Genomic DNA, 13,680 nt, shown 5'->3' on the forward strand with positions numbered 1-13,680 from the left:
TCCATCTATATAATTAAAATAATTTTATAGACCTAAAAGACCATCCTTTTTAATCTAACTGTATAAAAGGATGGATTTTTACTATGAAATTCTTTTTCGGCAAAGGAGACTAATATGAATAAAAAATACTTTGATACGAGCTTTAGTATTCTACAGTGGTTTGTGTTTTTATTAGCAAATGCAATTGCATTGCCTATAATTATTGGTGGCATATTCCATTTATCAATAGAAGATATCTCAACATTAATGCAACGAACTTTTTTAGTTGTAGGAGTAAGTTCATTTATACAAGCATGGTTTGGGCATCGCTATCCCATAGCGGATGGGCCAGCAGGTTCATGGGTAAGTATATTTGTCATATTGGGACAAGTCGCTATGCATCAGGGACAAAGTGCAAAGGATGTATTACAACTTCTAGAAGGCGGATTAATTATTGCAGGTATATTACTCTTCGTCCTTGGTATAACAGGGCTTGTTCATCGAATCTTACGTTTATTTACACCGTTAGTTACAGGAACTTTTCTTTTAATCTTAGCACTTCAGCTTAGTGGTGTGTTACTAAAAGGAATGATGGGATTACAAGGATCTGCAACCCATCCTGACTATACAACAGCTACTATTGCGCTCTTTGTTTTTGCCCTTATTACTTTCTTATCAATCAAAGGGAAAGGATGGATGAAAAGTTACGCTGTATTACTTGGAATTTCATGTGGTTGGCTTTTGTATGCTTTATTAGGAAAATCATCTCATATGCCTTCACACACACCGTTAGTTAAGTTACCCGAGATATTTGCTTGGGGCACACCTAGATTCGATATCGGAATGACTCTAACTGCAACTTTATTTACCTTTCTTTTAGTTGCAAATACAATTGCTGCTATTTCGGCTGTAAAGCAAGTGGCCCCGTTATCTAAAGAAAATGAAAAGCAAACACTGAACCGTGGTGTATGGGGCGGCGGTGTATCACATATTATCTCGTCGTTGTTCTCTACAATTGGAATTGTACCATTACCTGCATCAGCAGGATTTATTCAACTAACAGGACAAAGAAAAGTGAAATCGTTCCTTATAGCAAGTCTTATATTAGCAGGTATTTCTTTTATCCCCTCAATTGTAAACTTTATATCCTTGCTACCAGGTCCTATTGCTAATGCTGCACTTTTAGCAACATTTGTCCAAGTAATAGGCGTTTCATTTCAATCCATTTTACGTGAAGAATTAAATCAACGCCGATTAACTATATTAGGAATTTCATTATTAATCAGTTTGGGAATAATGTTTCTTCCAGAAAGTGCATTTAGCGGAATTCCTTCTTCCTTACAATATGTTTTAAGTAATGGATTACTTGTGGGTACCATGCTTGTCATTCTATTGGAACAGTTTTGGAAAGAGTAAAATTTGTGACTAAGTAAAAAAGCGCCCTGCTTACAGGGCGCTTTTTTATACCTAATGACTAATACTAGCAGTTGGGTATAATGTTGTTCCTCCAATTGAAACTTTTATTTCATTTGTTAATGGAACATTTTGTTCATTAATAATTGTTCTCCACCATTCCCATGCAAGACCAGTACATTCTCTTGCTACGATTTTTATATTTTTTGAATTTGGTGGAAGAGGGATAACTGTAGAGTAATGAGCCGTTTTGTCTCTGCCGCTACCATCCCAGGTTTTATGTGTTAGTACTTCTTTCCCATTTTGATCAAATGTGAATTCATCCCAAGATACATCAAATTGTGCAACGTAAGCACCGTAATGATCAAGTGTCATTTTAGCACTTGAATATTCTGTAGTTGTCGTCTCAATATAATCTGTATTGTTATGAACAGCAGCAGTTGCATTATCTTTTAAAAAAGTGCTTGTATATGAAATTGGATATGCTGGATTTTTAAGACTTAATTCAGCATTATCTTTAATGATATTTCGGATTTCATTGAAATCTTTAGTAACAACCTTGTTATGCTCTTTCGCATCTCCGCCTAATACTACAGCAGTAAAGGTACTTTCTTCAAAAATATCTTTATACTGTCCACTCGTTTCGACGCTGTTATTCTTAAGTAAGGCTTTAAAAGCAGCTTGTACATCTTTACTCTTAGATGTTGTTTCTAATTTTACATAAACAGTTCTACCATAAGCTACATTTGAGACCATAACAGGTGGAGCCGAATTACTTACACCTTTACGAGTTAACTCACCAAAAGTAACACTATTATCAAAAAGATCGGATGGATTGTTAGGTAGTTCAGCACTTACGGTATAAAATATTTGCTTATATGCCGCTACCATCACTTTTTTCTCTCCATTTGCAACCGCATTAAAATCAATATTTAGACTGTTATCAAGATATTTGGCGTTAACGTTAAGGGCACTTGCGATTTGTGATTTACTATACACCATAGATTCTGTATACTGCATTCTTGCAGGTAACGTATGTGTTTTAGAATACTTTTCATTCCAAGTAGATACTAAATCATCTACTGCTCCAGCCACATTACCATATATCGGATTTTGGACAGTAATTGTATTTTCTTTTCTCATGCCAGGTAAGTCTATACTAATATTCAAAGGTTTTCTCTTAGCCACTAATAAACTAGGTTGATTATCTGCAAAAGCTTTATTTGCAAGTTGTACTGCTCCTGGATATGTACGATTAGCCACAGAATCAATAATCGAAATATCGACTGGTGAAGTTGTAAGTGATTTTTTCTCGCGTTCCACTACTACAAATTTACCATTTGAATTGATACTTTCTTTCGGAACAAAACTCTCTACCTTATCACCATTTACAGCTAAAACCTCTTGATTATTATATTTAAGATTTGCTATACCAGTATCAATGCCACTAGCATTTTTGGTCACATCAGTTGCATTACCTACTTGTGTTTCTGCGAAGGAAATAGATGAATAATTAATAGTGCATAGACTAACTAATAAACACGCAAGGAACTTTCTTCTTTTAGTGTTTTTCTTAATATTCAGAAAAATCACCCCGTTCTTTTTTAGTAAGATATGATAATGATTGATAAATGATAGCTAACTAATAAACCTACATAAATGCTTTTAAAAGTTCTTGAATTAACGGGATTACGCCACCTACAAATTTCAAAACTGCCATTGCGATTTCCATATTATTTCCTCCTTTTTTATTGCTACGAAAATGTGATTTATCTTTATGCCCTCATTATAGTGACCCCTTACACTTTTATCAATACACTCTGATATGCAATATTACATATAAAAAACAAGCTGAATTCTTTTAAAAAGTTATACAGAGATATTTTTTTCGCTTGGTAGATACTTGAAAAGGTGAAGCATTCCTTTGCATTTTATGAGTAATTTACAAGTTTATTGTTGGAAACGTCGCAGGACTGGAAGTAATGAAATACCCGTGGGACTGTTACCAACAACCAGAAACATTAAGAGTTATCATGGGCAATCGCATAAAAAAAGCTGCTGCCTATAAAATACAGACAGCAACTTTAACTAGAGTATACAATTTGATTTTCTATAACTAATAAACAGCAATTGGACCATAAGGACCATTGAGAATTTCTATTTTTGTTTCAAAAATATCTGTCAAAATTTTTGGGTCCATAACCTCTTCTACTGTTCCAAAAGCAGCAATTTGACCATCTTTCATAGCACAAATTTTATCAGAGTATTTGGCTGCAAAATTTATGTCATGCATAACAGTCAAAATTGTTCTTCCAAATTCATTAGCCGCACGTCTCAAATGTTCCATCATTTGAACAGAACGGGCAACATCAAGGTTATTCAGAGGCTCGTCTAAAAGTACATATTCAGTCTCTTGGCACAATACCATCGCTACATATGCCCTTTGTCTTTGACCACCAGAAAGCTCATCTAAATATCTATTCTCTAAACTAGTTAAATCTAAGAAATCGATATATTTAGAAATGATAACCTCATCTTCTTTAGTTAATCTTCCCTTTGAATAAGGAAAGCGCCCAAATCCAACTAGTTGTCTAATCGTAAGCCTCGTTACAAAATGATTTTCTTGTCGCAATATAGTCAAAATTTTCGCTAAGTCTTTTGATTTGGATTCAGAAACATCCATATTCGCTACCTGAATTTGCCCTTCATCCATATCTAAAAGTCTTCCAATCATCAATAGTGTCGTAGACTTTCCAGCGCCATTTGGTCCAATTAAAGAAGTAAAGCCCGCTTTTGGTATTTCAATATCCAAAGGTCCTATTTTCACCTTATCAGTATAGAACTTTTTAACATTATCAATTTTTATCATAAAGCCCTCTTCCTTAAAACTATAGTTAAGAATATAATTCCACCAAATAATTCAATAATAACTGAAACTACACCTTGAGCATTGAATACATGATACATTAAAAAGTATGCACTCGTCATTATTAAAAATCCTATAGCAAAAGCCATTGGGAAAATATATCTATGATCATAAGTTGATGCCGCCTGATAACTCAAAGTTGCTACTAAAAAGCCGTAGAACGTAAGTGGCCCAATTAGAGCTGTTGAAATGGACATCAGAATTGCAACCAATACAAGCGTATAAATTACACTAGGTTGATATTTAACCCCAAAGGAAGTAGCAACATCCTTTCCTAGTGATAAAATATTCAACTTCTTAGAATGAGCAAAAATTAATACTGCTACAATTATAATCATAGGAATTACAACAGGAAAATATGCAGGATCTGCATGATTAACAGAACCAAATAATTTCGCTTGTAAAATATCAAACTCTGAAGGCGCAAGTAGCTTTCTCATAAAAGTTGATACAGAATTCAGTCCAGTACCAATAATAATTCCAACTAAAAGCATAAGTTGTAAATTCCCGTATTTACCGGAAAGTAACCATCCATAAAGTATCAAACTCATCAAGACCATAGCAACAACTTGGAATAAAAATGATCCAATTCCATTAAAGTTTATTAATGCACTAGCACCAAAGAAGAATATTGTACTCGTATGAATTGCTGAATAAAGTGATTCGAAACCTAAAAGCGAAGGAGTAATAATCTTATTGTTCGTAATAGATTGGAAAGCAACTGTCGACAAGCTATGGCAAACTGCAGCAATAATCATCGCAACAATAGCTATTATCCTTCTCTTAACAACTGGGATAAAAGAAGGTGAATCTATCGGAACTGGATTGTTATAAACTAAAAGTCCATATGAAGAAAGGAGACCTAAAGCAATCAATGTTATCAGTACAATCCAATAACGTCTTGCTTCCTTCTTAGAACGAAAAGCACTAGCTGATCTACTTTCATTATGAAGGCTAGAATCGATTTCGACATTTTCTTTATTTTTATAGTCTAATGTGATCATCGTAGCCTCCTTGGTTTTCTTCGTCTCAATAAAATAGTAATAAACACGACTGCTCCCACTGTTGCAAGTATTAAAGAAACAGGCACTTCAAAAGGTTTTATAATTGTTCGAGAAATGATGTCACAGGCAGTTATTGTCCCCATTCCGATCACACATACCCAAGGTAAATTACTCCTAAGATCATCTCCCCTAAACATTGAAACAATGTTTGGAACAATTAATCCCAAGAAAGGTAAGTTTCCAATAACAGCTGCAACAATTCCAACTGCAACAGAGATAAGGCCAGTCCCAAAAAGAACAATTCTATTGTAATTAACTCCAAGGCTTGTTGCGACATCTTCTCCTAGTCCAGCTAAAGTCAATCTATTAGCATACATAAAAATAAGAAAAGTAACGATAACAATCAGCCATAAATATTCATATCTTCCCACCTGAACGGTAGCAAATGAACCTACGAACCAAGTTTCAATACTTTGCGTCATTTGAAAAAGGAGTCCCAAAAAAGTAGACACTGCAGAAATAACTGCTCCAAGCATCAATCCAATAATCGGGACAATTAAAGACGAACGAAGTTTAACTCTTCTTAAAAATAGAAAGAAAATCATAGTTCCTATAAAAGAAAAAATGATTGCACCAGTCATTCTTTGAACTAACGTCGGGGCAGGAAATAATAAATATACAAAAAGCAGGCCTAAGCCTGACCATTCAATAGTCCCCGTTGTAGTAGGTTCAACAAAACGATTCTGTGTAATTAATTGCATTACGAGCCCTGCCATCGCCATTGCAGCTCCAGTAAGCATTAATGCAACTGTTCTCGGAACACGAGTGATGAAAAACATCTCCATTCCGTCCTCTTGTCCACGTATATCATAAACTCCAGTAAACAGTGATATAATCCCTAAAATTATAACAACTATAATCGCTATTATAAAAGGTTTTGTCCATATTTTATTGTGATTATAAAACTGGGGTTGAGAAATATTCTCAACCCTAGAAATCATATTTTTTGACACTGTTTCGTACTCCTTTACACTACTTAGCTAAAGTTTTTGCGATATTTCCAAATAACTCTATATAAGTCTGAATTGATTCATTTGTGTAAGTATCTGCTGGTGCATAAACAACTTGTTTTTTAGAAACAGCAGTTGTGTTTTGAAGAGCTGGTGATTTAGAAATAACATCTTGAGCAGGAGCTGAAGTAGCAGCATCAGATGTTGCAGCATCACGATCTAATACGAAAAGCCAATCGGGATTTGTTTGTGCAATAGCTTCAACAGAAACGTCATCACCTTTATGACCTGCAGTAGAATTAGCAACTTCTAGTGCTGGAGTCCAACCGAAAATTTCATACATTGGTCCCCAAACGCGACCAGAATGTGGAGCAGCAAAACCAATATTTCCACCAGTAACAATAACACTCATAACTTTATCTTTTCCATTATAAGCAGATTTTACTTTTTCAATAGATTTATCAAAATCAGCTACTACTTGTTTAGCTTCTTTATCTTTATCAAAGATTTTCCCTAAAGTAATTGTAGAATCCTTAAGTCCTTTTACTAAGTTTTCACCAGGCTTAGTAGCTTTCTCAGAAACATCAACATTAAGATCAATAACAGCTGCATTTGGCACTAATTTTTTGATTTCTTCGTAATGACCAGCAAATCTTTGACCAACGATTACAAGTTCAGGGTTTGCCGCTGCAATAATTTCAAGATTTGGTTCGCGGTGATTCCCAATATTTTTAACTGAATCATCTTTTACATATGCTGAATCTGCAGGCATTACATCCTTTGGAGCAGCCGCTAATTTAATTCCCCAATCAGCTAAAGTTTCAAAAGTTCTATTATCTAAAGCAACTACATTCTTTGGATTTACAGGGACTTTAACAGTTCCATGTGCATCAGTGATTTCAACCGTTTTTTGCTTATCACTACTATCACCTTTATTAGCTTTCGAAGTTTCCTTACTTGAATCTGAGCAAGCTACTAACATTAAAGTGAAAATTGCTAGAATACTTACTAATTTTAAAAGCATAGTTTTTTTCATACGTATACTCCTTATTATGTAATTTAGTTCGAAAATGATGACGTCCATAGATTGAATTAGATAGTAACTACTATTCACCTAAACCAATATTGATAATCATTTTCATTTGAATATCCTGTTAATTAGTATAGTCGTTAATTCTGTGAAAATCTTGTGAATGGTGTGAGTTCATAAAATTAAACATAAATTAGATACGGTCTCAACTAATGCGCACCAGAGTCATCCCCCACACGTATTAACCAATAGATTGGCACCTTATAAACCATGATTTCTACTGCAAAAAAATGCCCATTAATAGCTAATTTTTTCATAATCCATTGCCTGATAGCAATCTTCTTTTTATAGTTTCCGTCTTTTAATATTTCACAGAAACTATTTTATTATCTTATTTTTATCATTCAACCATTGAATAGCCTCTGCCATGTATCGTTTGAATATATCTGTCTTTCTTCTCGCACTTTAACTTTTTTCTTACATACCCAATATATAAATCTACTACATTTGGATTTACTACTACGTTATCTCCCCAAACCTGGTTCAAAAGCATTTCACGGCTCAATATTGTATTTTTATTCTTGATTAAAAATACAAGTAAATCGTACTCGCGCTTCGTAAGCGAAAGATTTTCACCACTTTTTTTCACAATATTGCTAGATGCATCAACAAAGAGATCTTTAAACTGAAAAAAGTTTGTCTCATTTTGCTGGATATATTCACTTCTCCTTAAAATAGCTTGAACCCTTGCTACTAATTCTTCTTTCACAAATGGTTTTCTTATATAATCATCTGCTCCTGCTTGTAACCCTGCTATGCAATCCTTACTAGAAATATTGTCGGTCACAATAATGATCGGTGTCGTTTTAACAAGTCGTATTTGTCTGCAAATTTCTGGCCCCGATATACTTAATGAATCCCAATCCAATATGATAATATCCCAATCTTGTTCATATACTATATTTAAACCTTGGTTTTCATTGTGAAGTTTTAAAATGAAATGGCCTTCTTGCGTTAGACCGCTTACGATTTTCTTTGCTAAAGACCTTTCATTCTTAATTACTAACACCTGCCTCACCGATGGTTCACCTCTACTTCAATATAACTTGGTTAGATAAAAAATCATCTCAAAAAAATATTTTAAGATTTATAAATATAAAACCCCTAAAAAAAGCCATTATAACAGCTTATTAGGAGAACTCAATATAATCTTACAATAGATATGAATAGAAACACAAAGGATATGAAGATTTAAATACATATTATTTAATCATTAAGGGCATCTATAGTATCTATCTGCTTATCATCAATAACTATTTCTTCATTTTCTGTTTTAGGGGTACCGCCCTCCCCCCATCAACTTAAGCATTTTATAAAACTACAAAATAAAAAACGGTAGTCTTTCTATTTTTCTACTTATAAATACTTGTGTAGAAGTGATTTTGTTGTTGTTTATTTAGATACGATTGTGATTTTTAAGGGATAACATACAAGATGCATTTAGAATGGAATCGAAAGAACCGAAAAATTAGAGGGACCATAACTTTGCCACAAACAAAAAGAACCATAACCCCGCCAACCTGGCAAAGTTATGGTTCATACCATACAAAATAAAAAAACCACCAAATATGTATTGGTGGAGACGGTGGGAGTCGAACCCACGTCCAAAAATATCGGCACTTAAGCTTCTACGAGTGTAGTCGATATATTAGCATTTCGCGAACTCTTCGGCCTATCGACAGGCTTCCAAGTTGCTAGTCTGATTATTCTCTTCCTTCGCCCTCAGACGGCGAACTCCGGCGTAGTCCACTTAGTTTGAGTCCCTTACCCTACCACATGGACGATGGAGGGAGGAACCTTTAGTGCAATTAAGCAGCTAAAGAAAGATTGTTTTGTTTGCCAATTATAGGCTTTGACGTTTTAACGAGGCCGATCCCCTCGACTCGCAACCTAAGCTCGAACTATCCCTGTCGAATCCGTAACGTCCCCATGATAAAAATGGAGCATACGAAGAAATATCGTGATAGCTACTAAGAGCTGTTTTTCAATGTGCAACAATCTTACATAAGTTATTATATCATACGCGCGCCGTTTTACAAATGTAAATATCTGTATTACATCTTTTGGCGATCACGGAACACGCGTGCAATTTCACGTTTAGCTTCTTTCTCTTTTAAATCATGACGTTTATCATATTGTTTCTTACCTTTTGCTAAACCAAGTGCCATTTTTGCAAATCCATTTTTCAAATAAATTCTAAGTGGAACTAATGAGTAACCCGTTTCTTTTGCAGCTCCCGCTAGCTTATCAATTTCTTTTTTATGAAGAAGTAATTTTCTCGTACGAAGTGGATCATGGTTAAAACGATTCCCTTGCTCGTACGTATTAATATGCATATTATGAACCCATACTTCACCATTATGTACACGTGCAAACGCATCTTTCAAGTTCACGCGTCCAGCGCGAATCGACTTAATTTCCGTTCCTTGAAGGACAAGCCCTGCTTCGTATGTTTCTTCGATGAAATAATCATGAAATGCTTTTTTATTTTGTGCAATAACCTTACCTGAACCTTTTGGCATATAACGTCCCTCCTCTATTTTTACTATTGTAACAAATGTAAACCAAAAGCGAAAGTGGCTCGCTTAGAATCTTTGGACATTGGAGCTCCCGACAGAGAAGCGCTTTTTGCTTCGTCCGAGGGCGCGAAATGGCCAATAGATTCTAGCCACTGCAGCTGGATTACATTAAAAAGAAAAAGCCCCGCTTTTCATCAAAGCGAAGCCACCCTTCTCTTACTTACGCTTTTTCTTTTTCTTCTTGAATCCTGGTACATTTTCAAAGAATCCTTTTTTCTTCTTGCCATTACTATTACTATCTTTTTTACCCGGCTGACTAGCGGATGTGGATGCTGATGCTTTTCCTTTTCCTTGGCCACCACGATCAAACTTTCTTCCTGTGCCGCGTTCGCCACCGCGCTCATTACTGCGCTCGCTACGTCCCCCGCGTTTCTTTCTTCCTGTTCTTGGCTGTTCAATCACGACTGGACGATCTTTGAACTTACGACGAGGTGTGCCTTTCATGCCAACGATTTCAAAATCGATTGCGCGCTCGTCTTTATTTACGTTAATAACGCGAATAGTAATTTCGTCACCGATGCGGAATACATTACCTGTACGTTCTCCGATCATTGCGAAATGCTTCTCGTCATAACGGTAGTAATCATCCGTTAAGTAGCTAACATGTACAAGACCTTCAATTGTATTCGGAAGCTCTACGAATAAACCGAAGTTTGTTACAGAGCTAATCATACCGTCATACTCTTCACCGATCTTATCAACCATATACTCTGCTTTTTTCATTTCGTCTGTTTCACGCTCAGCCTCAACAGCACGGCGTTCCATATTAGAAGAGTGCTCTGCAATCTCCGGTAAGTTTTCACGCCATTTTGCTTGTGTTTCCTTGTCGACTTTACCGTTAATGATATATTCACGAATTAATCTATGAACGATCGTATCTGGGTAACGACGAATTGGTGATGTGAAATGCGTGTAGAACTCAGTTGATAAACCGAAATGTCCTAAGCTCTCCGAATCGTAACGAGCTTGCTTCATAGAACGAAGCATAACTGTTGAAATTACTATTTCTTCCGGCTGCCCTTGAACCATTTCAAGAATTTGTTGCAGTGCACGAGGATGCACTTCATTCGCACGTCCTTTTACTGCATATCCGAAGTTCGTTACAAATTCGAAGAAACGCTCAAGCTTATCTTCTTTCGGATCTTCATGGACACGATACATAAACGGTACGTTCATCCAGTGGAAGTGCTCTGCTACTGTTTCGTTCGCAACAAGCATAAACTCTTCAATTAACTTCTCTGATACAGAACGATCACGCATTACAACATCAGTCGGTTTTCCTTCTTCATCTACTAACACTTTTGCTTCTTTAAAGTCAAAGTCAATTGCACCACGGCGCATACGCTTTTCACGTAAAATTTGTGCCAATTGACCCATCTCTTTAAACATCGGTACTAGCGGCTCATAGCGTTTGACTAACTCCTCGTCCTCATCTTCTAAAATGCTTCTTACGTCAGCATACGTCATACGCTCTGTCGTTTTAATCACACTTTGGAAAATCTCGTGCTTTACAACATCACCTAGATTGTTGATTTCCATTTCACAAGATAGTGTCAGACGGTCTACTTTCGGATTTAACGAACAAATACCGTTTGATAAACGATGCGGAATCATCGGAATTACACGGTCTACAAGATATACACTCGTCGCTCTCTCTGCTGCTTCAACATCAATTGGAGAACCTTCTTGAACGTAATGACTTACATCCGCAATATGAACACCAAGCTTGTAGTTACCGTTCTCAAGCTTCGTTACTGTAACAGCGTCATCTAAGTCTTTTGCATCTGCGCCGTCAATTGTAACAATCATTTGGTCACGTAAATCACGGCGATCTTTTAAATCCTCTTCTGAAATCGTTTCTGGTACACTGTTTGCATGCTCCATCACTTCTTCAGGAAATGCTAAAGGTAAATGGTGTTTATGGATGACAGATAAAATATCTACTCCTGGATCATTTTTATGACCTAGAATTTGAATAACTTCACCTTCTGCACTTAAACGATTCTCTGGATAGCTCGTAATTTTCACAACTACTTTATGGCCTTCTACAGCACCCATTGATGCGCTTTTCAAGATGAAAATATCACTTGTCCAACGCTTATTATCAGGTATAACAAACCCAAAGTTTTTCGATTCTGTATATGTACCAACTAGTTCCTTCGTTCCACGCTCTAAAATACGAACAATTGAACCTTCTTGGCGTGATCCACTTGATTGTGAGCTAACACGTGCTAATACTGTATCACCATGAAGTGCACCGTTTAATTCTGTAGGCGGGATGAAAAGATCATCGTCTCCCGTTTTCTTCTCGTCTGGTACTACGAATGCAAAGCCACGTGCATGTCCAATTAACTTACCACGTACTAAATTCATCTTTTCAGGAAGACCGTAGCGATTACTACGTGTGCGGATAACAAGTCCCTTCTCTTCCATCATCACAAGTGCCTTTACAAAATCTTTAAAGCCTTCAGAACCTTCAATTCCAAATGCCGCTTCTAACTCTTGTATTGTTAACGGTTTATACGCTTCTTCTCTCATAAATAATAACAACTTATCAATATGTTCTTGTATGATTTCTTCCAAGCAGAAATACCTCCTTTAAACCCTTATATTATTTAGTGTATCCGAAAGATGGGGGATGTATAAAGCGAAACTTCAATCATCTCCCAATGATTTTTTTACAGCTTCCATAAAGTGAAACTTTAATCAGTGGGGGTTTTGTTCATCCCCCGCTGATTATTAGTTAAACAATCGGGCATTTACGGGCAGTTGATCTCCCACCTAATTTTGAGGTGGGGGTTTTACTGCCCGTTAATGCGGGATAAAAAATTCCCTTATGAAAAAAAGAGGCAACTAGATCTTACCAATCTAGTTGCTCCAAGAAGTTATATACATCCTCATGTAGCTCTTCACGCTGTTTATCAAGTGTAATGACATGCGTAGAGTCTTCATACCATTTAATGTCTTTTAACGTAGATTCTACACCGTTATAAATAATGTTAGCACTATCTGTATTAATCATTTCATCATGACGCGCTTGTACAACAAATGTTGGTGCATAAATCATATCCACATTGTTACGTACGTCAGCAATTAATTGTTGTAATGCTTTTAATGTATTCATCGGTGTCTTTTGGAATTCCAACATTTCTTGTTCGATTTGCTCTGGTGATTCTTGCTCACGATTTTTATATTCGCGGGCATATGCCAATATACCTTGGTACATCGTTTCTTCACTCTTAATATACATCGGTGCACACATTGGTACCACACCTAAAACCGGTACTGTATAACCTAATTTTAAAGAAAATACTCCGCCAAGTGATAATCCAACAACAGCAATTTTCTCAAAGCCTTTATCTTTTAAAAGCTGATATGCCTCCGTTACGTCTTGCCACCAATCTTCAGGACCCGTATGAACAAGCTCTTCTGGTGGTACACCGTGCCCTTTATAAATTGGCGCATGACAAGTGTAGCCTTTCTTTTCTAAGAAACGCCCTAACATACGTACATCAGCTGAGTTTCCTGTGAAACCATGTAGTAATAAAACAGCGCGGTCTCCACCCTCAAATGTAAATGGTTTCGGAGATGCTAACTTCATCATGTACTTCTCCTCTTTCTCTTCTGTAATCTAGTCGTATTCTTTCTATATCTAGTGTACCATATTTATATTTCTATA

General features: G+C 36.1%; 10 protein-coding genes and 1 other RNA gene. 1 reads left to right on the forward strand and 10 read right to left on the reverse strand.

What is annotated here, in order from left to right:
* Nucleotides 1-114 precede the first annotated feature (114 nt).
* Nucleotides 115-1,395 carry a purine/pyrimidine permease gene (locus MRBLBA3_RS04110; protein WP_098401644.1) on the forward strand — a complete coding sequence of 427 codons (1,281 nt, stop codon included), beginning with the start codon at nt 115-117 and terminating at the stop codon, nt 1,393-1,395.
* A 51-nt stretch (nt 1,396-1,446) separates the two neighbouring features.
* On the opposite strand, the gene alo is transcribed toward MRBLBA3_RS04110, so the two are convergent.
* From alo to estA, 10 genes are all read right to left on the reverse strand, one after another.
* Nucleotides 1,447-2,985: an anthrolysin O/cereolysin O family cholesterol-dependent cytolysin Alo gene (alo, locus tag MRBLBA3_RS04115; protein ID WP_363379847.1), complete on the reverse strand. Its 1,539-nt coding sequence runs from the start codon at nt 2,983-2,985 to the stop codon at nt 1,447-1,449.
* Between the two features lie 523 nt (nt 2,986-3,508).
* The gene (locus tag MRBLBA3_RS04120; protein ID WP_000590054.1) at nt 3,509-4,261 is read right to left on the reverse strand and encodes an ABC transporter ATP-binding protein; all 753 of its coding nucleotides are present in this window, start codon (nt 4,259-4,261) and stop codon (nt 3,509-3,511) included.
* On the reverse strand, nt 4,258-5,322 hold the full coding sequence (locus tag MRBLBA3_RS04125) for an iron chelate uptake ABC transporter family permease subunit (RefSeq protein ID WP_000631119.1): 1,065 nt from the start codon (nt 5,320-5,322) through the stop codon (nt 4,258-4,260). The genes MRBLBA3_RS04120 and MRBLBA3_RS04125 overlap by 4 nt, the downstream gene beginning before the upstream one ends.
* Complete coding sequence (locus MRBLBA3_RS04130; RefSeq protein WP_000042059.1) at nt 5,319-6,335, reverse strand: ABC transporter permease; 1,017 nt, start codon at nt 6,333-6,335, stop codon at nt 5,319-5,321. Before MRBLBA3_RS04130 ends, MRBLBA3_RS04125 begins: the two co-directional genes overlap by 4 nt.
* Before the next feature lie 19 nt (nt 6,336-6,354).
* Nucleotides 6,355-7,368 (reverse strand): siderophore ABC transporter substrate-binding protein, encoded by a 1,014-nt coding sequence (locus MRBLBA3_RS04135; RefSeq protein ID WP_000753449.1) that lies wholly within the window; start codon nt 7,366-7,368, stop codon nt 6,355-6,357.
* Between the two features lie 394 nt (nt 7,369-7,762).
* The gene (locus tag MRBLBA3_RS04140; RefSeq protein WP_098216032.1) at nt 7,763-8,440 is read right to left on the reverse strand and encodes a response regulator transcription factor; all 678 of its coding nucleotides are present in this window, start codon (nt 8,438-8,440) and stop codon (nt 7,763-7,765) included.
* Between the two features lie 556 nt (nt 8,441-8,996).
* Nucleotides 8,997-9,351, reverse strand: a transfer-messenger RNA (tmRNA) gene (ssrA, locus tag MRBLBA3_RS04145).
* 125 nt (nt 9,352-9,476) lie between these two features.
* Nucleotides 9,477-9,944, reverse strand: coding sequence for an SsrA-binding protein (smpB, locus tag MRBLBA3_RS04150; protein WP_001123900.1), 468 nt, complete (start codon nt 9,942-9,944; stop codon nt 9,477-9,479).
* A 213-nt stretch (nt 9,945-10,157) separates the two neighbouring features.
* Nucleotides 10,158-12,584 (reverse strand): ribonuclease R, encoded by a 2,427-nt coding sequence (rnr, locus tag MRBLBA3_RS04155; protein WP_000391072.1) that lies wholly within the window; start codon nt 12,582-12,584, stop codon nt 10,158-10,160.
* 277 nt (nt 12,585-12,861) lie between these two features.
* Nucleotides 12,862-13,602 (reverse strand): carboxylesterase, encoded by a 741-nt coding sequence (gene estA / locus MRBLBA3_RS04160; RefSeq protein ID WP_363379903.1) that lies wholly within the window; start codon nt 13,600-13,602, stop codon nt 12,862-12,864.
* Nucleotides 13,603-13,680 lie beyond the last annotated feature (78 nt).

Origin of the sequence: Bacillus sp. LBA3-1-1.1 (genome assembly GCF_040676495.1) — a bacterium.
Lineage (GTDB): Bacteria > Bacillota > Bacilli > Bacillales > Bacillaceae_G > Bacillus_A > Bacillus_A nitratireducens.